At 68.2% G+C, this 22,267-nt stretch carries 23 protein-coding genes; 16 read left to right on the plus strand and 7 right to left on the minus strand.

Annotation, left to right across the window (positions count from 1 at the left end):
- Positions 1 to 44: 44 nt before the first annotated feature.
- Genes AOZ06_RS20995 through AOZ06_RS21005 form a run of 3 tightly spaced genes read left to right on the plus strand, consistent with a single transcriptional unit; the run spans position 45 to position 2,259 of the window.
- Positions 45 to 887, plus strand: a complete 843-nt coding sequence (locus AOZ06_RS20995) for an SAM-dependent methyltransferase (protein ID WP_063810395.1) — start codon at positions 45 to 47, stop codon at positions 885 to 887.
- Positions 888 to 922: 35 nt separating this feature from the next.
- Positions 923 to 1,825, plus strand: coding sequence for an RNA polymerase sigma factor SigJ (gene sigJ, locus AOZ06_RS21000; RefSeq protein WP_218922029.1), 903 nt, complete (start codon positions 923 to 925; stop codon positions 1,823 to 1,825).
- Positions 1,822 to 2,259, plus strand: coding sequence for a carboxymuconolactone decarboxylase family protein (locus AOZ06_RS21005; protein WP_054296790.1), 438 nt, complete (start codon positions 1,822 to 1,824; stop codon positions 2,257 to 2,259). The genes sigJ and AOZ06_RS21005 overlap by 4 nt, the downstream gene beginning before the upstream one ends.
- A 1,311-nt stretch (positions 2,260 to 3,570) precedes the next feature.
- Here the strand turns inward: AOZ06_RS21005 and AOZ06_RS21010 are convergent.
- Complete coding sequence (locus tag AOZ06_RS21010) at positions 3,571 to 5,172, minus strand: solute symporter family protein (RefSeq protein WP_054290970.1); 1,602 nt, start codon at positions 5,170 to 5,172, stop codon at positions 3,571 to 3,573.
- Positions 5,169 to 5,534, minus strand: a complete 366-nt coding sequence (locus AOZ06_RS21015) for a DUF485 domain-containing protein (RefSeq protein WP_225954768.1) — start codon at positions 5,532 to 5,534, stop codon at positions 5,169 to 5,171. Before AOZ06_RS21015 ends, AOZ06_RS21010 begins: the two co-directional genes overlap by 4 nt.
- A gap of 338 nt (positions 5,535 to 5,872) precedes the next feature.
- On the opposite strand from AOZ06_RS21015, the gene AOZ06_RS21020 reads away from it, so the two are divergent.
- From AOZ06_RS21020 to AOZ06_RS21030, 3 genes are read left to right on the plus strand one after another with little or no spacing between them, the layout of a single operon-like run.
- Complete coding sequence (locus tag AOZ06_RS21020) at positions 5,873 to 8,404, plus strand: sensor histidine kinase (protein ID WP_169798955.1); 2,532 nt, start codon at positions 5,873 to 5,875, stop codon at positions 8,402 to 8,404.
- Positions 8,401 to 8,832, plus strand: a complete 432-nt coding sequence (locus tag AOZ06_RS21025; protein ID WP_054290972.1) for a roadblock/LC7 domain-containing protein — start codon at positions 8,401 to 8,403, stop codon at positions 8,830 to 8,832. Before AOZ06_RS21020 ends, AOZ06_RS21025 begins: the two co-directional genes overlap by 4 nt.
- Before the next feature lie 12 nt (positions 8,833 to 8,844).
- Positions 8,845 to 9,354 (plus strand): DUF742 domain-containing protein, encoded by a 510-nt coding sequence (locus tag AOZ06_RS21030; protein ID WP_083471822.1) that lies wholly within the window; start codon positions 8,845 to 8,847, stop codon positions 9,352 to 9,354.
- Here the strand turns inward: AOZ06_RS21030 and AOZ06_RS21035 are convergent.
- Positions 9,326 to 10,201 (minus strand): TIGR03564 family F420-dependent LLM class oxidoreductase, encoded by an 876-nt coding sequence (locus tag AOZ06_RS21035; RefSeq protein ID WP_054290973.1) that lies wholly within the window; start codon positions 10,199 to 10,201, stop codon positions 9,326 to 9,328. The genes AOZ06_RS21030 and AOZ06_RS21035 overlap by 29 nt on opposite strands.
- A gap of 89 nt (positions 10,202 to 10,290) precedes the next feature.
- On the opposite strand from AOZ06_RS21035, the gene AOZ06_RS21040 reads away from it, so the two are divergent.
- Entirely contained in the window at positions 10,291 to 10,833 is a 543-nt protein-coding gene (locus AOZ06_RS21040) for a TetR/AcrR family transcriptional regulator (RefSeq protein WP_054290974.1), read from the plus strand.
- Here the strand turns inward: AOZ06_RS21040 and AOZ06_RS21045 are convergent.
- Positions 10,817 to 11,734 (minus strand): SDR family NAD(P)-dependent oxidoreductase, encoded by a 918-nt coding sequence (locus AOZ06_RS21045; protein ID WP_054290975.1) that lies wholly within the window; start codon positions 11,732 to 11,734, stop codon positions 10,817 to 10,819. The two genes, AOZ06_RS21040 and AOZ06_RS21045, sit on opposite strands and share 17 nt — an antisense overlap.
- Positions 11,735 to 11,826: 92 nt before the next feature.
- Between AOZ06_RS21045 and AOZ06_RS21050 the strand changes: the two genes are divergently transcribed.
- From AOZ06_RS21050 to AOZ06_RS21060, 3 genes are read left to right on the plus strand one after another with little or no spacing between them, the layout of a single operon-like run.
- Entirely contained in the window at positions 11,827 to 12,372 is a 546-nt protein-coding gene (locus tag AOZ06_RS21050) for a TetR/AcrR family transcriptional regulator (protein WP_054290976.1), read from the plus strand.
- Positions 12,373 to 12,430: 58 nt separating this feature from the next.
- Positions 12,431 to 13,861, plus strand: coding sequence for a purine-cytosine permease family protein (locus AOZ06_RS21055; RefSeq protein WP_054290977.1), 1,431 nt, complete (start codon positions 12,431 to 12,433; stop codon positions 13,859 to 13,861).
- On the plus strand, positions 13,858 to 14,562 hold the full coding sequence (locus tag AOZ06_RS21060; protein WP_054290978.1) for a GntR family transcriptional regulator: 705 nt from the start codon (positions 13,858 to 13,860) through the stop codon (positions 14,560 to 14,562). Before AOZ06_RS21055 ends, AOZ06_RS21060 begins: the two co-directional genes overlap by 4 nt.
- On the opposite strand, the gene AOZ06_RS21065 is transcribed toward AOZ06_RS21060, so the two are convergent.
- Complete coding sequence (locus tag AOZ06_RS21065) at positions 14,559 to 14,915, minus strand: tannase/feruloyl esterase family alpha/beta hydrolase (RefSeq protein WP_054290979.1); 357 nt, start codon at positions 14,913 to 14,915, stop codon at positions 14,559 to 14,561. The genes AOZ06_RS21060 and AOZ06_RS21065 overlap by 4 nt on opposite strands.
- 28 nt (positions 14,916 to 14,943) lie before the next feature.
- The gene (locus AOZ06_RS21070) at positions 14,944 to 15,540 is read right to left on the minus strand and encodes a hypothetical protein (RefSeq protein WP_054290980.1); all 597 of its coding nucleotides are present in this window, start codon (positions 15,538 to 15,540) and stop codon (positions 14,944 to 14,946) included.
- Positions 15,541 to 16,001: 461 nt separating this feature from the next.
- Here AOZ06_RS21070 and AOZ06_RS21075 point away from each other — a divergent pair, with 461 nt between their 5' ends.
- Complete coding sequence (locus AOZ06_RS21075) at positions 16,002 to 16,508, plus strand: hypothetical protein (protein ID WP_054290981.1); 507 nt, start codon at positions 16,002 to 16,004, stop codon at positions 16,506 to 16,508.
- A complete protein-coding gene (locus AOZ06_RS21080; RefSeq protein ID WP_054290982.1) occupies positions 16,486 to 17,547 on the plus strand; it encodes a hypothetical protein in 1,062 nt (353 codons plus the stop codon). The genes AOZ06_RS21075 and AOZ06_RS21080 overlap by 23 nt, the downstream gene beginning before the upstream one ends.
- Positions 17,548 to 17,588: 41 nt before the next feature.
- Here the strand turns inward: AOZ06_RS21080 and AOZ06_RS21085 are convergent, their stop codons facing one another.
- Entirely contained in the window at positions 17,589 to 18,293 is a 705-nt protein-coding gene (locus AOZ06_RS21085) for a VIT1/CCC1 transporter family protein (RefSeq protein ID WP_054290983.1), read from the minus strand.
- A 175-nt stretch (positions 18,294 to 18,468) separates the two neighbouring features.
- Between AOZ06_RS21085 and AOZ06_RS21090 the strand changes: the two genes are divergently transcribed.
- The 4 genes from AOZ06_RS21090 (at position 18,469) to AOZ06_RS21105 (ending at position 22,169) form a co-directional block, all read left to right on the plus strand.
- Positions 18,469 to 19,716: an RICIN domain-containing protein gene (locus AOZ06_RS21090; RefSeq protein ID WP_225954767.1), complete on the plus strand. Its 1,248-nt coding sequence runs from the start codon at positions 18,469 to 18,471 to the stop codon at positions 19,714 to 19,716.
- 40 nt (positions 19,717 to 19,756) lie between these two features.
- On the plus strand, positions 19,757 to 20,164 hold the full coding sequence (locus AOZ06_RS21095; protein WP_083471823.1) for an HIT family protein: 408 nt from the start codon (positions 19,757 to 19,759) through the stop codon (positions 20,162 to 20,164).
- A 2-nt stretch (positions 20,165 to 20,166) separates the two neighbouring features.
- Entirely contained in the window at positions 20,167 to 21,180 is a 1,014-nt protein-coding gene (locus AOZ06_RS21100) for a D-cysteine desulfhydrase family protein (RefSeq protein ID WP_470303351.1), read from the plus strand.
- Positions 21,181 to 21,245: 65 nt separating this feature from the next.
- Positions 21,246 to 22,169 carry a hypothetical protein gene (locus tag AOZ06_RS21105; protein ID WP_054290986.1) on the plus strand — a complete coding sequence of 308 codons (924 nt, stop codon included), beginning with the start codon at positions 21,246 to 21,248 and terminating at the stop codon, positions 22,167 to 22,169.
- Positions 22,170 to 22,267 lie beyond the last annotated feature (98 nt).

Raw genomic sequence — 22,267 nt, forward strand, 5'->3', positions numbered from 1 at the left:
CCGTATTGTATGCAGTGAGCGGCAGCAAACAGACGGGATCGCGGATGACTCGGGGTGAGGAATCGCCGGACGTACGGGAGGCTCCTGCCCGCGTCAACATCGCCAGGGCGAGCATCACCCGGGTCTACGACGCGCTGCTCGGCGGGAAGGACAACTTCCAGGTCGACCGCGACATGATGGCGAGGTTCCTCAGCCTCGACCCCGGCTTCGTCCGCGTCGTGCAGGACCGGCGCGACTTCATCATGCGCGCCACCCGCTACCTGGCCGGGCAGCTCGGCGTCTGCCAGTTCCTCGACGTCGGCGCGACCCTGCCGGAAAAGGACAATCCGCACGACGTGGCGCAACGGCTGAACCGGGAAGCGACCATGGTCTACGTGTCCATGGACCCCGGCGTGCTCGCCCACGGGCGTGCGCAGGTCGCCGACAACGACCGCACGCACATGGTCGAAGCGGACTTCCGCAACCCCCAGCAGCTGGTCGAGCACCCCGTCGTGGCCAAACACCTGAACTTCGACGAGCCGGTCGCGGTGTTCGTCGTCAGCACGTTGCAGCACGTGCGGCCGGAAAGCGACCCGGCCGGGATACTGGCCGGGTACGTCGACCTGCTCGCGCCCGGCTCGTACGTCGTCTTCGGGCACTGGTACGACCCCGGCGCGGAAGACCCCGGCCTGTCCGAACTGGCCCACGACCTCAACGACGTGTACCGCGACGCCGGTGTCGGCGCGTGGCCGCGCTCGCGTGCCGAGATCGAGGGCATGCTCACCGGGCTCGAGCTGCTCGACCCCGGCCTGGCGATCCTGGCCGACTGGTGGCCGGACGGCCCGCGGCTGCACCAGCTCGCCCGCAGCCAGCACCTGGCGCTGGGCGCGGTCGGCGTCAAACGCTGATGTCACATTCCTGAACCCTGCCTCGTCCTGTCATTGTGCGTGAGTTTCTCGAAGCGAAAGACCGGCTGCTCGGTATCGCCTACGGCATCACCGGCGATCTCGGCGCGGCCGAGGACATCGTGCAGGACGCATGGCTGCGGCTGAGCCGGGCAGGCACCGGCGCTGACGCGATCGACGACGTCACCGGCTGGCTGGTGGTCACGACTTCGCGGCTGGCGCTGGACTACGTCCGGTCCGCCCGCTTCCGGCGTGAGCAGTACGTCGGGCCGTGGCTGCCGGAGCCGTTGGTCGACGGCCCGGAGGACCGGGTCACCATGGCCGAGTCGGTGAACATGGCCCTGCTCGTGGTGCTCGAGACGCTGTCACCGGCCGAGCGGACCGTGTTCGTGCTGCACGAGGTGTTCGGCATGCCGTTCGCCGAGGTCGCCGAGGCGGTCGGCCGGACGCCCGCGGCCGTGCGGCAGCTGGCGGCGCGGGCACGCAAGCACGTCCGTGCCCGGACACCGCGGTACGACCTGGACCACGGTCAGCAGAAGCAGGTCGTGGAGGCGTTCGCCCGGGCGTGCGTGGGCCGGGACCTCGACGGACTGGTGCGGCTGCTCGATCCGGACGTCGTGCTCAACAGCGACGGCGGCGGGCAGGTGAAGGCGGCGCGCAACCCCGTGTTCGGCGCGGACAAGGTCGCGCGGTTCCTCGTCGGCATCGGCCGCAACCTGGCCACAGTCGACTACCGCTCGGTCACGGTCAACGGCTGGGCCGGGCTGGTGCGTGTCGTCGACGGGCGCCTGCACAGCGTGCTGGCACTGACGACGGCCGACCGCAGGGTCACCGCGATCGATCTCGTGGCCAATCCAGAGAAGCTCACGCGAGTCCACGTACTACTGGACCCCCCACTGATCGACAACGAGAGGACAAGACAACTGTGGAACCGCGGATGACGGCCCCTGCCGAGGCGTACAAGCACATGTTCGCGCTCGAGCAGTGGGAGAAGGGCAACGCGTTGTCCGAACGGATCCGGCACCTGGTCAAGCTCCGGGTCAGCCAGATCAACGGCTGCGCGTTCTGCGTGGACATGCACTCGCACGACATGAAGGCGGAAGGGGAGACCGACGAACGGCTCTACAGCCTGGTCTCCTGGCAGGAGACACCGTTCTTCACCGACCAGGAACGAGCAGCCCTGCGCCTGGCCGAAGAAGGCACCCGGCTGAGCACAGGGCACGTGTCCGACGAAGCGTGGCAAGAAGCCAGCAAACACTTCACCGAGGAGGAACTCGGCGCACTCGTAGTAGCCATCGCGAACATCAACACATGGAACCGATACGGCACAATCCTGCGCACGGTGCCCGGCAGCCTGCGCAAGGCAGCCAAATAGGCAGTGCCCAGTAAAACCTAGGTGTTACGGGCCTTCGGGGTGTTGACGGCGGGAGGCCTGAAGTTGGCGACGGGTCTTTCAACGGCAGGACGAGAAGCACCACCAACTCGTCCGCCAAACAGAAGGACCCGTCCGCGCCCCACCGCAACACCCCGCCGCCAGCCACGAGCCGTCGCCGTCTGGCCCAGCACCGCCCGACCACCGCCAAACCGCCCGACCACCTACGTCGCCGCGGAGTTGGGCATCCCTCAACAATGCGCCGACATGAGCCAACCACTGCCGCCAGCCCGGCCCAGCGCCCCGCCTTACCGGCTTTCGGCCGGTGCGGTGCGGCGTTCTGCCTCACCGCCTGCCAGCCAGGTCCAGCGCCTCGCGCCGCCGGTTTGCCAATCCGGTCCAGCGTTTCGCGTGACTGGTTTGTCTGTCTGGTGCAGGGTTTCGCGTCGCTGGTTTGCCAGCGAGGGTCGGGGTTCCGCGCCACCGGTTTGTCCGTCTGGTCCAGCGTTTCGCGTCCCGGGTTGCCAGTCCGGTCTAGCGTTTCGCGTCACCAGCCCACCCGCCACCTCCGCCGCTGCGGTCGTGCGGTTCGTAGCGCTATGCCGCCACGGCAAGCATTCCGCCCCTCGTATCACGCTGGATCTCGCCGCGGTGATGGGTGTCTCTTGGCAGAGCACCTGGAAATGGGTCAATCGCTGCCGTATACATGGGCGGGCTCAGCTTGCCAGCCGCATGCCCAGAGCCTCCGAGTCGGCCACCTCGTCCAGGCATGACCAGGCACGGGCCGAGCGGGTTGAGCGTCTCGCACGACTTGCCCCCGGTCGCACTGGCGCCCAGCTCTAGCTGGAACGCCAGCAGGTCGTTGGACGCGCAATAACCCGCCACGCGGCCCAGGTGTCTTCTTCGGACTCGATGTGGCGCCTCTAAATAGGTCGGTCGGTACCGTGAACACGGCGGCTCCAGCTTGCCGGTCCGACCCAAGATCCTGTATCACCGGCCCGGTGCTGCGGTTGTGGCTTGTAGCGCCATGCCGCCAGGGCGCGCACTCGGGCTGTTGAATTGCTCACATCGTCGCGGAGGTCAATCTTCTGGTGCTGCTGGTGCGCCCGCCGCGATCCCGCTGCGCGGAGTGGCAAGACATCAGTCTGCACTCCGCGCTTTCTTGTTGCTAGGAAGGGAATCCGGTTCACCTAGTGCCACGACGTCGTCGTTGGCGTCGACCCGCACAACGATTGGCTCGCCACCGCGGTGGGAAGTCGGCAGGGACTCATCGGCCCACTTCACGTGCTGCTGTCCCGTCTGAGGGCCGAGGTGTCAGTCTGACCCGAGTCCGGTCACCGACCGGACTTCCATCTCGTCGTCGCGGTCGGGGTCGTCTTTCCCGGTGCCCTTGCGTTCGCCGACGAAGGTGCCCGCGATGCCGAGCGCGAACGACAGCGGGATGGACACGAGTCCTGGGTTGGACAACGGGAACAGCGCGAAGTCGATGCCGGGGATGATCGACGTCGGCGCGCCGGACACGACCGGGGAGAACAGGATCAGCACCAGGCAGCTGGCCAGGCCGCCGTAGATCGACCACAGCGTCCCGGTGGTGTTGAACCTGCGCCAGAACAGCGTGTAGATGATCGCGGGCAGGTTGGCCGACGCGGCCAGCGCGAACGCCAGCGCCACGAGGAAAGCCACGTTCTGTCCGGTGGCGAGGATGCCGCCGCCGACGGCGAGGCAGCCGATCACGATCGCGGTCAGCCTGGCCACCTTGATCTCCGAGCCGGGCTCGGGGTTGCCGCGTTTGAGCACGTTGGCGTAGACGTCGTGCGCGAACGAGGCGGACGCGGTCAGGGTGAGCCCGGCGACCACGGCGAGGATCGTGGTGAACGCGATGGCCGAGACGAGTCCGAGTAGGACCGTCCCGCCGATGTGGAACGCGAGCAGCGGCACGGCGGAGTTCTCGCCGCCGGGTGCGTTCACGATCGCGTCGGAGCCGACGAGCGCGCTCGCGCCGTAACCGATCACCAGGGTGCTCAGGTAGAAGAAGACCATCGCCCAAATGGCCCAGACCACGGACCGGCGTGCCTGGTAGGCGTTGGGCACGGTGTAGAACCGCATCAGCACGTGGGGCAGCGCCGCCGCGCCGAGCACCAGCGCCAGCGACAGTGAGACGAAGTCCAGCTTCGTCGTCTCGGTCTTGCCGTAGCGGGCGCCGGGTTCGAGCACCAGGTTGCTCAGTGCGTTCTTGTCCGCCGCGCGCCCGAGCAGTGAGCCGAGGTCGAAGCCGAACTTGCCCAACAGGAACACGCTCATCAGGCTCACGCAGACCAGCAGCAGGACCGCTTTGACGATCTGCACCCACGTGGTGCCCTTCATGCCGCCGACGAGCACGTACAGCACCATGATCGCGCCGACGACGCAGATCACCAGCGCCTGGCCGCCTTTGGTGTGCACGTCGAGCAGCAGCGCGACCAGACCACCGGCACCGGCCATCTGGGCGAGCATGTAGAAGAACGAGATCACCAGTGTGGCGTTGGCCGCGGCGGCCCGCACCGGGCGCTGGCGCATCCGGAAGCTGACCACGTCGCCCATGGTGAACCGGCCGGTGTTGCGGAACCGTTCCGCCACAAGGAGCAACGGCACCAGCCAGGCGACGAGGAAGCCGATGGAGAACAGGAACCCGTCGTAGCCGTAGATCGCGATCGCGCCCGCGATGCCGAGGAAGGAAGCGGCGGACAGGTAGTCGCCGGACAGCGCGATGCCGTTCTGCATGCCGCTGAACGCGCCGCCCGCGGCGTAGTAGTCGGCGGTCGTGGTATTCCTGCTGCTCACGCGATAGACGATGAACAGCGTGATCGCCACCACGCCGACGAAGATGCTGACATTGAGCCCTGGATTGCCCGCCGCGGCGGCGAGATTAATGCTCATCTCGAGCCCTTGCCCGCGCGCTCACGCAATTGCGCCACGGCCGGGTCGACCCGGCGCTTCGCGAATACCATGTAGGCGATCATGATCGCCACAGTGGTCACGAACTGGGACAACCCCAGCAGCAGGCCCACGGTGATGTTGTCGCTGACGCGCAGGCTCATGAACTCCGGCGCGTATGCGGCGAGCAGGACGTAAACGAGGTACCAGGTCAGGAACAATGCGGTGACCGGGAGGACGAACCGCAGTATCCGGCGGCGCAACTGGACGAATTCGGCACTCCCGGCAATCGCGGAGAAATCCGGCTCGCCGTCGTCCTCTTCGACGAAATCGTGGTCCCGCGAAAAGGACGTCATCGTTTTCATCGGGGATTGTCCTCCGCGGGGTTCGTCGGCCTGGCGTGTCGTACCGGACAGCGGGCCATGGGTCGAAGCCAAGCTAGGCCGTAGTCCGCGCGACGTCAAGCACTGTTCCGGATGGCGTTCAACCAGATGCGGCTGTGGTTTGAAAAGTTCCAACACCACGTTTGTCACGCCGAATACCGCGCTATTGACCGACAGTATCGGGGTCGTGGCTTAATTGATACTTGAACAAATGGGCGACAGTTACCTAGGTTATCCGCGATGTCGTATTTGTATTTGAGGTTCACGTGACCGCACGGCGCTCTTGGTCCACGGCCGCCATGCAGTGGCGGAACTGGCCTGTGCTCGTCAAGATCGGCGCCGTCCTGGTGGTGCCGGTCATTGGCGCGATGACGCTCGGCACCTTGCGGGTGCGGTCGGACCTCGACCTGGCCGACTCGTACGCCGAAGTCGAGCGGCTCGCCCACCTGCGCGAAGAACTCGTGCCCACGATCGGCCTGCTGCAGACGGAACGCAACCTGGCCATGGAGCCGCAGGGTGACGCGTACCGCCGCGCGCAGTGGACGCAGACGGACACGCTGATCGACACCGTGCACTGGATGGCGGACAACACACCGGACCTCGGCCCGGCCGCCTCCTCGGGGTACGACAAGCTCAAGAAGGAACTCGGCACGCTGCCCGAGTTGCGCCAGCAGGTGATCACCGGGGCGGACACGCAGGTCCTGCTCGCCGGGTACGCCGCGGTCATCCAGGCGATGGTGGACTTCGACCGTTCGCTGATGAGCAAGTTCCCCGACGAGGAGCTCACCGGCGCGTCGTCGGCGCTCTTCGACCTGCAGGTGGCCCGTGAGCAGGTCTCGTTCCAGCATTCGCTGGTGCTGGTGGGGATCCGGCGCGGTGAGATGACCAGTCCGGAACGCGAGCGGCTGATCGAGGCCGACGTCCGGCTCTCCGACGTGGTCGCCGACATGCGGTCGGTCGCGCCGCCGGAGCTGTGGCAGCGCTACCTCGACACGGTCGGCGGCTCGGAGGTCGCGCAGCGCCAGGAGTACGTGCGGCAAGCTCGTGCCGAGGTCCCGCAGACGCAGCGCAAGCCGGCCACGCGCCCGTCGATGCCGTTCAAGGCACCGGAGTGGTCGGGCACGTCCAACCAGACCACCTCCCTGATGACCACCGTGGCCAGGCAGGCCGCGGCCGATCTGCGGGCGGGCGCGGCACGTCTGCAGGACGAGACGAGCAACCGCGCCGGCGCCCAGTCGGTGCTGCTGCTGGCGATGGTGTTGCTCGCCACCGGCATCGGCGGTGTCGTCGGCCGATACCTGTTGCGCTCGCTGAGTTCGCTGCGCCGGGCCGCGCTGGACGTCGCGTCCAGCCAGCTGCCCGCCGCGGTGGCCGACATCCGCGCGGGCCGGTCGGCGAAGATCGACCCGATGCCGGTCCGCACGACCGAGGAATTCGGCCAGTTGGCCCGCGCCTTCGACACCGTGCAGAACCAGGCGGTGCGCTCGGCGGAGGAAGAGGCCGAGCTGCGTGGCAACCTGCGCAACATCTTCGTCAACCTCTCGCGGCGCAGCCAGGGGCTCGTCGAGCGCCAGCTGCGGCTGATGGAACAGCTGGAGCAGAAGGAGAACGATCCCGACCAGCTGGCCAACCTCTTCAAACTGGACCACCTGGCCACCCGGATGCGGCGCAACAACGAGAACCTCGTGGTGCTCTCCGGCGCGGACCTGGGCCGCCGGTTCACCGAGCACGTGCCGCTCGCCGACGTGCTGCGGGCCGCTGTGTCCGAAGTGGAGCACTACGAGCGGGCGACGGTCCGTTCGGTACCCCGCGTGGAAGTGCTCGGTTACGCCGCCGGTGACCTGGTCCGCTCGGTGGCCGAGCTGGTGGAGAACGCCACCGCGTTCTCGCCGCCGGACTCCCAGGTGGTGATCCGGACCGCGGTCCGGCAGGACAAGTCGGTGCTGATCGAGATCGTCGACGAGGGCATCGGCATGGGCGACGCGGAACTGGCCGACGCCAACGCCCGCGTGGCGGCCGGTGGCGGCGTGGATGCCCCGATGTCCCGTCAGATGGGACTTTTCGTGGTCGGCAGCCTGGCGGGCAGGCACCGGATCGGTGTCGTGCTGGCCCGCAAGGCCAACGGCGCGGACGGTCTCATCGCGTCCGTCACCGTGCCGCCGGAGCTGATCACCGGTGTCGCGCCCGCAGCGGCCGACACGCCGGTCGTGGCCGACGTCCCGGTGACGCCGCGGGAGGAGCGCCCGCCCGGCGACGTGGGCCTGACGGGCAAGCTGAGCTCGGTGGGGATCGCGGTGCGGCTGCCGGAGCTGCCACTGGCCAGTTCCCCGGCGTCGATCTTGTTCCGTTCGCACAAGCCGGTCGCCGTGCCGGTCGCGTCCGAGCCCCGGCACGCGGCGCCGGTAACTCAGCCCGTGGCCCGGGCGATAGGACAGCCAGTGGCTCAGGCGCCGACGCAGACGTCCGCACAGGCATCCGCGCAGCCGCCGCGTCCTGACGACGAGTTCGCCTGGCTCGGTGGGCCGGGTGGGTCGGGGACAGGGGCGACTGTCCGCCTGCCCGTGCCGCCGTCGGTGCCGCGGGCGAGGCAGGCAGCCGCCGCGCCGGCGCCACCGCAGGAAGATGGGGCGCTGCCCAAGAGGGTGCCCAAGGCGCAGCTGTTCGTCACCCCGATGGCTCCCGAGCAGGCAAACGGCGCGGGCAGCGGGAACGGCGGTGGCAACGGCACTGGCAACGGTGGTGGGCAGCGCAAGAGCGGCCCGCGCAACGCCGACCGCGCCAGGGGATTCCTGAGCAGCTTCCAGGCGGGTGTCCGCCAGAGCAAGACCGACGAGGGGGAAGGGGACGCATGACCGAGACGCCGACGAAAGGCCGCCAGGTCAGCAGGTTCGGATGGCTGGTCGACAACTTCACAGACCGGGTGCCCGGGGTGGCGCACTCGGTGGTGATCTCGGTCGACGGCTTGCTGCTGACCGCGTCGAACCGGTTGCCGGAAGACCGGGCCGACCAGATGGCGGCGATCGCCGCGGGCATCGTCAGCCTGAACATGGGCGCGGCGAAGTGTCTCGGTGCGGACACGGTGCACCGCACGGTCGTGGAGATGGACTACGGCGTGCTGTTGCTGACGTCCATCAGGGACGGATCGTGCCTCGCTGTGCTTGCTCGCCGCGACAGCGACATCGCGCAGATCGCGTACGAGATGACCGTTCTGGTCGACCAGGTCGGTCAGATGCTGACTCCGGAACTGCGAGCCGAGCTGAGCGGGGCAGTGCGGCGGTGAGCGAGGTGATCGGTGGGCGCAGGTGAGGATCGAGGATTCGCGGATGTGCTCAACGGGTTCGGCCTGAACCTCCGTTCGGGTGGCCGCGGGGCCGCGTCGGCGGCCGGCTCGGCGCTGCCGAGACCGGCGGGCACTGGTCTGGACGCGGACCCCGGGTTCCCCGTCGAGCAGGCGTCGAGTGTCCGCGCGTACGCGTGGACCGGCGGCCGGACGCGGTCGGCCCACCGATTGGAGATCGAGACGCTGGTCACCACCAGCGCCCGTGCGCTCGAGATGATGGGGGAGCTCAAGGACGAGCACCAGGAGATCGCCGAGCTGTGCAGGAACTCCAAGTCGGTCGCCGAGATCGGCGCGCTGCTGCGGCTGCCGCTCGGCGTGGTGAAGGTGCTGCTCGGCGACATGGCGGTGCTCGCCCTGATCATCGTCCACGAGAGCTCGTCGACCAGCCCGGACATGGAGCTGCTCGAACGTGTCCTGAAAGGACTGACCAACCTCAGAGCAGGCCCTGTCCCAACAGCGTGACCGTCCGGCGCTGCTCCTCGGCGGTGCCGACGGGGATGGCGATCAGTTCGGTCGCACCGGCGTCCCGGTATCGCCCGAGCTGCGCGGCCACCGCGGTTTCGTCGCCGGCCACCAGGGTGTCGCCGATGCCGTCGACGCCTTCGCGGTCGAGCACCTTGCGGTAGCTGGGCATGTCACGCGCCGGTGCGTAGGCCTGGTTGAGCTTCTCCCGTGCGGACTCCGGGTCGCTGGTCACCGACACGGTGACCGAGGTGACGACCTTGTTGCCGGGGCCTGCTTTCGCCAGCGTGGGAACGAAGTAGTCGCTGATCGTCCTCGGGCCCGCCCACACCGTGATCGTGCCGTCGGTCAGTTCGGCGGCGAGCTGGAGCATCTTCGGGCCGAGCGCGGACAGCAGGACCGGCGGTGGCTGGCTGCCCGGCGCGACGATCGTGCCGCCCGCTCGCAGCGTCTCGCCCTGGTAGTCGACGCTTTCGCCGCGCAGCAACGGGATCAGCGCGGTCAGGTACTCGCGGACGTGCCGGACGGGCTTGTCGTACGAGTAGCCGTACTGGCCTTCGACGAGCGGTTGGTGGCTCGGCCCGATGCCCAGCACTAGCCGGGGCCCTGCTGTCAGCGCCTGCGCCGCGAGGGCGAGTGGGTGGCGCGCGTACGTCCTGACGATTGCCGAGCCCACCGTGAGATCCGGGAACTCGCGGCTGGTCATGGCCAGCAGGGTGAGCGGGTCCCATGACAGCCGTTCGCCGAGCCACACGGTCCGGATCCCGGCCTCGTGCGCGGCCGTGACCTGCTGGAAGTAGTCGTCGACGGTCTTGCCCATCTCCTCGACGAAGATCCCGATGCGCATTGCGCCCCCATAAGTGGATGAAAAGCTTCCGGTTAGTCCGGACGGTACACTAACCGGAAGAAGGTCGTCCACTTACTGGGAAGGTGGCCATGCGGGCGGACGCGCAGCGCAACCGCGACCAGATCGTCGCGGCCGCACGCACGCTGTTCGCCGCCAACGGCGTGGATACCCCGATGGAGGAGATCGCACGCGCGGCCGGGGTCGGCGTCGGCACGCTCTACCGGCGGTTCCCCGACCGGGACGCGCTGGTCAACGCGGTGTCGACGGAGATGTTCCACCGCCTGGTCGAGTTCGTCGAGGCGGCGAACGCCGAGGAGGGGACAGGATGGGCGGTACTGCACCGGTTCCTGCGTGAATGGGCGGATTTCCGCTTCGGCCTGCTGCACGACCCGATCTGCACGGGAATGGCCGAGGCGGTGAAGGTGGACGCGGGCCTGCGCGAGATCCGGCAGCGCTGGCTGGACGAGTTCGAAGCCGTGATCCGGCGGGCTCAGCGCGAGGGCGACCTGCGAGCGGACGTCGGCCTCACCGAGATCGCCACGATGATGAGCATGGTGGTCCGCTACGAGCGCGACCCGGTGACCGACCGGATCCTGGCCGTCATGATCGACGGTCTCAGACGGGGAACTTGACCCCGGTCAGCTCCTCCGAGACCGTCCACAGGCGACGCTGGAGCTCCGCGTCGTGGGACTGTGCGCTGGACCTGACCAGCACCGGTGCGCCCCGGCCCTCGGCGAATCCGGACGGACCGTAGTACTGGCCACCCAGCGCGACCGGGTCGGTCGCCGCTCGCAGCGTCGGCAGCGCGCCTTCGGTGGCGGGCTGGGCGAACAGTGGCACGACAAGGTTGGCGGCCACCCTGGGCACGGACGGCATGTTGCGCATCAGTTCCGTGTTCGACGCGCCGGGGTGCGCCGCCAGCGCGTTCGTCTTGCCGCGCCCGGACAACCTGCGTTGCAGTTCGTACGTGAACAGCAGGTTGGCCAGCTTGGACTGCCCGTACGCGCCGACCCGGCTGTAGGACCGCTCCCAGTTCAGGTCGTCGAAGTGGATGGCTGCCCTGATCCGGTGGCCGACACTGCTGACCGTCACCACGCGCGAGTCCGGCACCGGCAGCAGCATGTCCAGCAGCAGGCCGGAGAACGCGAAGTGGCCGAGGTGGTTCGTGCCGAACTGCAGCTCGAAACCGTCCGCCGTGGTCTGCTTCGGCGTGTACATCACGCCGGCGTTGTTGATCAGCAGGTCGATCCGGTTGTGGTCGGCTCGCAGCTGGTCGGCGGCGGTGCGGATCGAGTCGAGCGAGGACAGGTCCAGTCGCTGGACGCGCACGTCGGCGCCGGGGCTGGCCGATGTGATCTTCTCGGCCGCCGCCTTGCCCTTCGCGGTGTCGCGGACGGCCAGTACGACCGCGGCGCCGCGGGCGGCGAGGACTTTCGCCGCCTCGAAACCGATTCCGGTGTTCGCGCCGGTGACGACCGCGGTCCGGCCGTTCTGGGCCGGGACGTCGGCAGCCGTCCACTTGTGCTTGGCCATGATCGCTCCTGGGATAGAATCGGGGCGTGCGTTCCGTTTTCGACTATACGGAACGCGCGCCCCGTTTGTTGCTGGAGAGAGGCAGGTCACTGATGGCCGAACGGCCGCTGCGCGCCGACGCGGTGCGCAACCGGGCCAAAGTCCTGCGAGTGGCGTACGAGACCTTCGCGGCGGAAGGCCTCGGGGTGCCGATCGACGAGATCGCCCGGCGGGCGGGCGTCGGCGCGGGCACCGTCTACCGGCATTTCCCCACCAAGGACCTGCTGTTCCAGGCGATCGTGCAGGACCGGGTCCGGCAGCTGACCGACAGCGCGCGTGAGCTGGTCGAGCAGGACCCGGGCGAGGCGGTGTACCGGTTCCTGCTGCGGATGGTCGACGAGGCCGCCGTCGACCAGGGGCTGGTCGACGCGATCGCCGGGGTCGGGATCGACATCGAGACCGTGCTGCCCGACGCGGAGCGCGACTTCCTCGGCGTGATCGCCGAGCTGATCGCGCAGGGACAGCGGGCGGGCACCGTGCGGTCCGATGTGGACGTCGCCGACGTGAAGACGTTGATGGTCGGCCTGCAGGCGATGCGGCGCTACCGCGGCGACATCGCCAAGGCGTTCCAGGTGGTGCGGGACGGCTTGACGCCGTGATCACCGCGGGCCTACCGTCCTCGGGACTGAACAGGTCCACACCGGATCGGGAGCCGCCGTGGCGCAGGACAGGAAGCCGTTCCAGGTCGAGGCCAACGGGATCAACGTGATCACCGGCGCCGAGCGCAAGGGCTCGCCGCGCCAGCTGTTCTGGCCGTGGTTCGCGGCCAACGTGTCGGTGTTCGGCCTGAGCTACGGCTCGTTCGTGCTCGCCTTCGGCATCTCCTTCTGGCAGGCGGTGATCGTCGGGAGCATCGGCATCGCGGTGTCCTTCCTGCTCTGCGGGCTCGTGGCGGTGGCGGGCAAACGCGGCTCCGCGCCGACGATGGTGCTGTCCCGCGCGGCGTTCGGCGTGCGCGGCAACAGGTTGCCGTCGCTGATCTCGTGGATGCTCACGGTCGGCTGGGAGACCGTGCTGACGATCCTCGCGACGTTCGCCACCGCCACGGTGTTCGAACGGCTCGGGTGGGGCGGCGGGACCACGACGAAGATCATCGCGCTGGTCGTGGTGACCGCGCTGGCCGTCGCCGGTGGTGTGCTCGGGTTCGACCTGATCATGCGGATGCAGACGTGGATCACGATCATCACCGGTGCCCTGACGATCGGGTACATCGTGTTCGTCGCGCACCGCGTCGACTTCGCCGCGGTGTCCGCGTTGCCGCCGGGGCCGGTGCAGAACGTGATCGGCGCGCTTGTCTTCGTGATGACCGGGTTCGGCCTCGGCTGGGTCAACGCGGCCGCGGACTACTCGAGGTACCTGCCGCGCGGCACGTCCGGTCGCGCGGTGGTCGGCTGGACGGCGTTCTCGTCGTCGCTGGCGCCGATCGTGCTGCTGTTGTTCGGTTTGCTGCTGGCCGGTTCCTCGCCCGAGCTGAACGCGGCGATCGCCGCCGACCCGATCGGGGCCCTCGCCGCGATCCTGCCGACCTGGTACCTGGTGCCGTTCGCGTTGGTCGCCGTGCTCGGCCTCGTCGGCGGCGCGGTGCTCAACATCTACTCGTCCGGGTTGACACTGCTCGCGCTCGGTGTGCGGATCCCGCGCTACGCGGCGTCTTTCGTGGACGGCGTCGTCGTGGTCGCGGGCACGGTGTACGTCGTGTTCTTCGCCGGTACCTTCTTCGGGCAGTTTCAGGGATTCCTCATCACGCTCGGCGTGCCCATCGCGGTATGGTGCGGCGTAATGCTGGCCGATATCGCGCTGCGCCGAAGCGACTACGCGGAGAACGATCTCTACACGCCGTCCGGGCGTTACGGGGACGTCCGGGTCCTGCCGATCGCCACCGTGCTCGCGGGCACCGCGATCGGCTGGGGCCTGGTCACCAACGCCAACGCGGACTGGCTCGGCTGGCAGGGTTATCTGCTGTCCCCGCTCGGCCTGGCCGAAGGCTGGTCGGGGGCGAACCTCGGCGTGCTCGTCGCGCTGGTCATCGGATTTCTGGTGACGTTCACGGCCGGTCGCGGCCGGGTCATGGCACAGGAGCGGACGTGAACGAACGGGTCGGCAAGCTCAAACACGAGCGGATCGTCGAACAACTGGCCAAGGAGATCCAGTCCGGCCGGCTGGCGCACGGCGCCCAGCTGCCGGGGGAGAACGCGTTGGCCGCGCGGTTCAGCGTGAGCCGCAACACCGTCCGGCAAGCGCTGACCGAACTGGGCAACCAGGGCCTGATCGCCACGCACTCCGGCAAGGGTTCGTTCGTGACCTTCGACGGCCGCGCGATCGACGACCGGCTCGGCTGGACGCGGGCGCTGGCCGACCAGGGTGTGCGCACGACGATCGTGCGCGTCGAACTGGTCGAGGAGGCCGAGCTGGCCGACCTGCTCGGCCTCGAATCGGCCGAGCTGGTCGCGGTCGACCGGCTTCGTTCCGTTGTGGACGGTGAGCCGATCTCCTTCGAGCGCAGCCGTGTCCCGGCCATCGGCACGCTGCGGGAGTTACCGGAGCGCGGCCTCGGCGAATCGCTGTACGACGAGCTGCGGGCGGTCGGCCTGGTGCCCGATTCGGGCGAGGAGTGGTGCGAACTCGCCCGGCTCGGCGCCGCCGAGGCGAAACTGCTCAGGCGGCCGGAAGGCGAACGGTTCCTGCGCACCCGCCGCGTGACCAGAGACCTCAACGGCCGGTTCGTCGAGCACGTGGAAAGCCTGCTCGACCCCGACCGGTTCCGCCTGCACCTGGTCTTCGGCGGCTAGCCTCGCGGCCTGGTGTGTACACCGGAATCGAGCGTGACCCACCGGAGTACTGGCTGGACTGTGACGCTGTCCGGTGCGATGCCTTGCTTGACGCAGCCGTCCAGCAGTCGCAACGGATCCGCTGTCTCGCCGAGCCCGGCGCCGGAACAGGGGTTCTTGCCGGAGACCATGAACAGCCGGTGGAACCGCTGGGTCGCGGTCACGCCGCCGTTGACGTGCACGGCACGGTCGTAGTACTTCAGCGACGACCGTGGCCAGGCCCAGCGGGTCCGCGCCGACGTGGTCGCCGACGCCTGGCCACGGCACAAACCTCCCAGCGGGAGAAGCAACAGCGTTGTGAGGACCAAGGCCACGCGCTTGCGCTTGAAGGATCTCGTCGAGTCAGCCGGTGTAGAGCTGGCGGGTGCACGCGCCTTCCTCGACGGTGTCCACAGTGCGGACGTCCGTCGCGTCGAACCGGACCGTCCATTGCTTGGTGCCATTGAGGATCACGGTGCCGGTCTCGGCGAACCGCGCCGAGCCGAACGAATGGCCGGACTCGGAGTTGAAGCAGCCGAGGTAGGCGCGTTTGCTGAACGGCCCGCCGGTGGTCTGCACGTAGAGCCCGTCCACGGGGTCGATGACGTTGCTGGTGTCGTGCACGATGATCTCGAACCTGCCGTCGCCGGACCTCGCCACGACCCGCACGTCACGGTCGTGCAGCGCCAGTCCGAACAAGCCGAGACCGCCGACGGCCAGTGCCACCAGCAGCAGGCAGACCACGGCCAGCGCGGGCGGCACACGAAGCGGGCCCGGCCGTGCCAGCATCAGCAGCAGGAAGCTGACGCCGACCGCGGCGAATCCGGCAGCCGCCACGAACAGCCAGAGCCACGGCCGGTCGCCGACCCAGGTCCACCGCAACGGGTTGAGCAGCGCCACAACGGCCTCGACGACCAACACACCGCCGACGACGCCGACAGCGGTCGCTCGTGTCTTCATCTCGGATTGACACCACCAATGGGATCCGTGCCTGCAAGGGCAGGGAAGAACTACCACAACGCCGCCGCGGCCCGGGTTGTTCCCGACTTCTGACTCGATACAGGCCTGCCGCCGCCGGGCTGACCCGGCTGGACGCGATGCTGGCCCGGACCCCGCGATCGCCACCGAGATCACCATGCGCGGTCTCGGCCGCGTCTGCTCCACCCGCACGGCGACAGGCCCCAGCGCGAGCTCTACCTGGACTCGTGGTCCGATGTGGTCGACGGCGACGACAGCATGCCCGGCCGGGAGACGTTCCATGTCCGGGGCTGGCCGGAGGACAAGGTGGCGCTGACGCTGGACGGTCTCGCCGCCCGCCTGGGTCAGCTCTGACGGGTCGCGTGCAGTGCTGGTCCGCGGCGCCGGGACGATTACTTGATCGTCTTGTGGACGCCGGGAATTGATCATCGAGTTGTGTCCCGATGGCGGGCGAGATTGTCCGAAATGCCCCCGAAGCGGCTGTGGGGCGCTACGCTGATGCCGCGGTCACAGGCCAGGGGGACAACCGCAGAGGGGGGCTCATGTCGCATGGCTTCACGGTCCGGTTGAATTCGATCACGGACTTCGCCGCGGTTGTGTCCGCGGTCGCCGGGGACTACAAATCTCTCGTCGAACAGCTCAATTCCGCGGATCTGCGGGCAGTGGATCCCGATTTCGGCACCGTGCTCGGAATTTCGAACTACGCGGGCTCGACCGAGATCAACGCGGCGGCCTTCGCGGCGCTCGACGCGTATGCCACGTTGTACTCGAAGATCCTCAACGCTCATCTGGCGATTCTGTCGCGACTGGAGCAGATCACGTCCGCGCTGGACAAGACCCACCAATTGTACGCGGAGTCCGAGACCTCCAGAGCGTCGAGTTTCCGCGCGCATGCCGACGCATTTCCCACTGTGACTGGAGACGTCGATGGCACCGCCATACCGCGGTGACACCCCGCAGCGGGCGGACAGTTTCGAGGACCTTGCCCGTACCCACATGGACGCGGCTTCCGGGTCCCGGCTCAGCGACACCGCGGGCAAGTTGGCCGCGTGGGTCGAATGGTTGCGCCATCCCGAGGAACACGGGTATGACCGGACACTCGCCGGCACCGGCGAAGAGGTGCCCGGCCCCGTGTTGAGCCTGACGGCGCCGAACGTCCCGCCCGCGGCTCACCCGTCGCCGTACCCGGTGCCCGACGACGCTCAATGGGACTACGAGTCGGTGATCGCGCAGTACAACCTCCTGCAGTTCCTCGACGGCATGGGAGCGGTCGCCACCCAGCAAGTCGAGAGACCGTCAAGTGTCCTCGCGCTGGCAGCCGTGGCCACGAAGAACGTCTGGTGGCTTGGCGACGCGCGGGTGTCGGAGATGCAGGGAAAATTCCCGGGCGAAGACGAGTGGAGCGGTGACGCGGCCAATCGCGCGAGGAACTTCGTCGCGGAACTCGGGACGGTTGCCAACCTGCTGAACAAGATCATCACGGGCGTGGACGGCGCGGACGGATTCATCGAAGCGGCTCCGAAGTACGCGTTGATCATCAAGACGGCCAGGGACAACTTCGAGCAACTCGCGGCGGACTGGGTGGCGGCGTGCGAGGAGAAGTACCACGCGAAGAACAACGAGATCTCGGTCAATGTCTTCGGTATCATGGCGTCGGTCATCGTGACCGCTGCCACCGTGCTCGTGACGCGGGGCGCGACTCTGCCGATCCTGCAGAAGGAAATGGTCTCCAGCGCGTGGTCCGCCACGTTCACGGAGATCTTGAAACCGCTGAGCGAAGCAGGCAAGAAGGACAGTCAGGGCGAGGTGAAAGGGCCGTTGTGGCGCGACCTCGCCGAGTCCTACATGCTCACCCACTCAGGCATCAAGGAACGCACCGTCAGCGCGCTCAACGAACTCACCGGCCGGATCAACAGCGCGAGCGCCCAGTTCGACGCCGATATCGCCCCATTGCTCAGGGCGTGGCACGAGGCGCCCCCGATCGAATGAACGCGCGGCCGGTGCCGGATCGCGACTGTGCCGGATGGCCGTCAGATGGCCGCGCCGACCAGGTGGCCGATGCCGTACGTGGCGGCCATCGCGATGATGCCGCCCGCGACGTTGCGGGCGATCGCGGGCAGCCGGGGCGCGCCGCCGAGCCGGGCGCTGCCCGAGCCGGTCAGTGCCAGCGCGAGCACGGCCACCAGGACGGTCAGGGACACGCGGAAGTCACCTGCGGGAACGAGGAACGCGAGCAGCGGCAGCAGGGAACCCACCGTGAAGGCCACGAAACTGGCGAAAGCCGCCTGCCACGGGCTGGTCAGGTCCTCCGGGTCGATCTTCAGCTCGGCCTCGGCGTGCGCGGCGAGCGCGTCCTTGGCCGTCAGCTGCTCGGCGACCTCGCGGGCCAGGTCCGGCGAGAGGCCTTTCCGTTCGTAGATCTCGGCCAGCTCGCGCAGTTCGGACGCCGGTGTCTCGGCCAGTTCCCTGCGTTCCTGGTCGAGTAGTGCCTTTTCGGCATCCCGCTGACTGGAGACCGACACGTACTCACCGGCTGCCATCGACATCGCGCCCGCGAACATTCCGGCGAATCCGGCGGTGAGGATCTGCGGCACGGACGTCGTCGCGCCCGCGACGCCGAGCACGAGGCTCGCGGTCGACACGACACCGTCGTTGGCGCCGAGCACACCGGCTCGCAGCCAGTTCAGCCGCGCGCCAGTGTCCTCATGCGGCTCGTGGTGCACCTCAGCTGTCACGCCACCGAGCGTAGGTCAGCCGAAGCCGTTCGGCCTCTTGCGAAAGTGGTTCAGACCTCTATACGCTGCGTGTCGCTGAACGAACCGTCCGTTGTCGTCGGTCCGGGACTTCCCGAGCCCGGTTCAGCGCCGCCATGTATCGAAAGGGCGCCCCTGCATGTCCAAAAATGCGGGAATGTCCGCGATGGTGCGGGCATTTGTGGTATTCGCACTGCTGATCGGTGTCATTTTCGTGCCGGGGCGCAATTCCGCCCAGGCCGCCCCGCAGTTCAACGTGATCGCCTTCTACCACGGCACGTACGACGCGGGTCACATCGCGTTCGTCCGCGAGGCCAACCCGTGGTTCGCACAGGCCGCGTCCCAGAACAACTTCTCCTACACCGGGAGCACGAACTGGGACCTGCTCAACAACATCAGCCCCTCGCAGTACCAGGTCGTGATGTTCCTCGACGACCTGCCGTCGTCGGGGTCCCAGCGCGTGGGATTCCAGCGGTACATGGAAAACGGCGGGGGCTTCTTCGGCTGGCACGTCTCGGCGTGGACCAACAACGCGGCGGGCTGGCCGTGGTACCACAACACGTTCCTCGGCAGCGGCAACTTCCGCGGCAACACGTGGGGACCGACCGCGGCGACGCTGCAGACCGACAACCGCACGCACCCGACGACCAAGCGGCTGCCCGCGACGTTCCGCTCGTCGGTCAGCGAGTGGTACAGCTGGAGCAACGACCTGCGCACCAACCCGAACATCAGCGTCCTCGCCTCGGTGCACCCGTCGAGTTTCCCGCTGGGCACCGATCCCGACCAGTCCTGGTACAGCGGCTACTACCCGATCGTGTGGACCAACAAGAACTTCAAGACGGTCTACGCGAACTTCGGGCACAACGCCGTGAACGGCAGCGGTCAGAGCACCTCGTCCACGTTCGCCAGCCCGGACCAGAACAACTTCGTCATCGACAGCCTGGCGTGGCTCGGCGGTGGAACGGTCCAGCCGCCTGCGCCGTGGTACTCGGTCGTGAACAAGAACAGCAACAAGTGCGTCGACGCCCGCAACGCGGCGACTGCCAACGGCACCGCGATCCAGCAGTACGCGTGCAACGGCACCCTCGCGCAGGGCTACCAGCTCCAGGAGACCAGCGGAGGACACGCCCGGATCAACAACCGCGGCAACAGCGCACAGGTCATCGACGTCAGCAACGTGTCCACCGCGGACAACGCGGCCCTGCACCTGTGGACGTACGGCGGCGGCAACAACCAGCAGTGGCAGCAGGTCGCCGAGGACGGCGGCTGTTTCCGCCTCGTCAGCAGGCACAGCGGCAAATGCCTGACCGTGCCGAACAGCTCGACCGCCGACGGCGTGCAACTGGTCCAGCTGACCTGCGACGGCAGCGCCGCCCAGTCGTTCAAGCTGACCCAGCAGAGTTAGTCAAGCGGGTTTCGGACATCACGAGGGCTAGGCTCACGTCGTGGCTTGCTTGTTCTGTGAAATCGTGGCCGGGCGTGAGCCGGCCTTCGTGGTCGCCGCCGAATCCGACGGCACGGCGTTCCTCGACACCAGACCGGTGTTCAAGGGACACGTGCTGGTCGTGCCGCCGGCGCACATCGAGACCCTCGCCGACCTGCCCCCTGCCGACCTGGCCGGGTACTTCGGTTTCGTGCAACGGATCGCCGTCGCGGTCAAGGAAGGACTCGGCGCGCAGGGCACGTTCGTCGCGATGAACAACACCGTGAGCCAGAGCGTGCCGCACCTGCACACGCACGTCGTGCCACGGACCAAGGGCGACGGCCTGCGCGGGTTCTTCTGGCCGCGGACGAAGTACGCCTCCGACGAGGAAGCCGAGTCCTACGCCGCCGACGTCCGGGCGAAGGTGTGACCGTGCCGATCGACCTGGACGGCCACCCCCGCGTCGCGCTCGGCCAGTGGCCGACGCCCCTGGAGGACTGCCGGAGGCTGACCGAGGCGCTCGGCGGCCCCCGGATCCTGGTCAAGCGCGACGACGTGAACGGTCTCGGCGTCGGCGGCAACAAGCTGCGCAAGGCCGAGTTCCTGCTCGGCAAGGCGCTCGCCGACGGCGCGGACACCGTCATCACGTTCGGTGCCGTGCAGACCAACCACGGGCGGCAGACCGCAGCCGCCTGCGCCCGGCTCGGGCTGCGGTGCGAGCTCGTCCTGACGAAATCCGTGCCGATGTCGGGCGACGCCTACGAGCGGTCCGGCAACATCGTCCTGGACGACCTGTACGGCGCCCACGTCCACCTCTGCGACACCCCGGAGCAGACGGGGGAGGTCTACGACCGGATCGTCGCCGACGCGGCCGCCGAGGGCCGCAGGACCGCCACGGTCCCGGTCGGCGGATCGAACGACGTCGGCGTGCTGGGCTACGTGGCCGCCGCGGCGGAACTGCGCACCCAGCTGGCCGGTACGGCGGTCGACCGGATCGTGGTGGCGGTGGGCAGCGCGGGTACGGCGGCCGGTCTCGCACTGGGCATCCACCTGCTGGACTGGCCGGTGATCCTGGACGGCGCGTGCATATCGCACACGACAGACGAGTCGATGGCCGACATCCGCGGGCTCGCCGGCGACACGGCGGCCCTCATGGGCGTCACCGCGGGCGACTTGGCGCACGTGCGCCTGTCCGACGACGCGGTCGGCCCTGGTTACGGCATTCCGACGCCGCGGATGTGGGAAGCGTTGCGGCTGTTCGCGCGAACGGAAGGAATCACTCTCGACCCCGTGTACTCGGGGAAAGCTGCCGCCGCGCTTGTTGCTGCTGTGCGCGGCGGGACCATTGGTGCCGATGAAACTGTTGTGTTCATCCACACCGGTGGGTTGCCGGGTCTGTTCGCCTATGCTCCGGAACTGGTTCGTTCGAGGGAAAACCAGCCGTAGGTATCCCGTACGACCGGTCGGCACGGGAACATGGGCCCGGGTGGGGCTGACGAAAGGCAGGTCCCATGGGGCCCAGTGGCAATCACAGCGACAAGACCCGGCTGGCCGTGTTGTCAGCGGTCCTGACGACCGTTGCCGTACTGGCTTTGAGCCTTCTGCTGACCGCGCCGGTGTGGGTGTGGGCGGCGGTGATGGTGGTCGCGAACGCGCTCGCTGTGCTGATCTCGATCCAGGTCATGCACCGACGGGAGCAGGCTGAATTGCGCAAAGTGCTGGACGAGCAGCGAACGGCGAAAGCAGCGGCGGCCGACCCCGCGGCGCCAGGGGCGACGGGGGAGCAACCCGCGCAGGCGCACGAGCCGGAACCCCCGACCCACGTGCAATACCCGGTGTCAGCCGTGCCGCTGCCCAGTTCCGAGGTGGATTACCGGTTCCTGTTCTCGGCGACCGTGTGCTGGCGCCAGGCCAGTCCCAAGGCGGCGGTGCCGCACGCCAGTCCCGGCGACCTGGCCGTGCACTGGATCCTGACGAGGGCGCGGGAACTCACGGTGCTGGAGAAACCGGAGGAGTACCGCGTGGTCCAGCACAGGCTGGCAGTCGCCCTGGGAACGGCATTGGCCGAGCCGTACGGACACGTGGTCGCCTGGGCGGTTGACGTGTCGCTGACGATGGGCGACGACGATGCCCGCCGGTTGGACCGGCTCGCGGAACTGCGCAAGCACGAACGCATGTGGGAGCAGGAGCGGCGAATGGAGATCAGCATGCGCCGCTACCTCAGCGAGGACGTCCTCAAGGACACCGGAAGCGCTGTCGTGTGGTGGCTGGCCCGGCACACGGAGGAGATCGAGAACAGCGTGGAGATGATCGGTCACCTCGCGCAACTGACCGCCGCGGCCAACAGCCGGGAGATACCGGGGCCGGAACTGCTGCGCGCCATCCAGGCCGCCGAGAACGGCAGGCACATCAACGGTTCCACACAAGATCGATAGGTTCGGCCGAGCGGCAAACGGACACCATAGCAAGCCGGAGCGGCTGTCGCGCGCCACGAGTATGCATCGCAACAGCATTCAGGCAGACCAGGGTGGGT

This window comes from Kibdelosporangium phytohabitans, from assembly GCF_001302585.1.
GTDB classification, from domain to species: domain Bacteria; phylum Actinomycetota; class Actinomycetes; order Mycobacteriales; family Pseudonocardiaceae; genus Kibdelosporangium; species Kibdelosporangium phytohabitans.

Bases quoted from the DNA above. Each gene is read 5' to 3' on its own strand.
- AOZ06_RS20995 (WP_063810395.1), top strand. From the start codon at position 45: ATGACTCGGGGTGAGGAATCGCCGGACGTACGGGAGGCTCCTGCCCGC.
- AOZ06_RS21005 (WP_054296790.1), top strand. From the start codon at position 1,822: ATGACGGCCCCTGCCGAGGCGTACAAGCACATGTTCGCGCTCGAGCAG.
- AOZ06_RS21010 (WP_054290970.1), bottom strand. From the start codon at position 5,172: ATGAGCATTAATCTCGCCGCCGCGGCGGGCAATCCAGGGCTCAATGTC.
- AOZ06_RS21015 (WP_225954768.1), bottom strand. From the start codon at position 5,534: ATGAAAACGATGACGTCCTTTTCGCGGGACCACGATTTCGTCGAAGAG.
- AOZ06_RS21025 (WP_054290972.1), top strand. From the start codon at position 8,401: ATGACCGAGACGCCGACGAAAGGCCGCCAGGTCAGCAGGTTCGGATGG.
- AOZ06_RS21035 (WP_054290973.1), bottom strand. From the start codon at position 10,201: ATGCGCATCGGGATCTTCGTCGAGGAGATGGGCAAGACCGTCGACGAC.
- AOZ06_RS21040 (WP_054290974.1), top strand. From the start codon at position 10,291: ATGCGGGCGGACGCGCAGCGCAACCGCGACCAGATCGTCGCGGCCGCA.
- AOZ06_RS21045 (WP_054290975.1), bottom strand. From the start codon at position 11,734: ATGGCCAAGCACAAGTGGACGGCTGCCGACGTCCCGGCCCAGAACGGC.
- AOZ06_RS21050 (WP_054290976.1), top strand. From the start codon at position 11,827: ATGGCCGAACGGCCGCTGCGCGCCGACGCGGTGCGCAACCGGGCCAAA.
- AOZ06_RS21070 (WP_054290980.1), bottom strand. From the start codon at position 15,540: ATGAAGACACGAGCGACCGCTGTCGGCGTCGTCGGCGGTGTGTTGGTC.
- AOZ06_RS21075 (WP_054290981.1), top strand. From the start codon at position 16,002: ATGGCGGGCGAGATTGTCCGAAATGCCCCCGAAGCGGCTGTGGGGCGC.
- AOZ06_RS21080 (WP_054290982.1), top strand. From the start codon at position 16,486: ATGGCACCGCCATACCGCGGTGACACCCCGCAGCGGGCGGACAGTTTC.
- AOZ06_RS21090 (WP_225954767.1), top strand. From the start codon at position 18,469: ATGTCCGCGATGGTGCGGGCATTTGTGGTATTCGCACTGCTGATCGGT.
- AOZ06_RS21105 (WP_054290986.1), top strand. From the start codon at position 21,246: ATGGGGCCCAGTGGCAATCACAGCGACAAGACCCGGCTGGCCGTGTTG.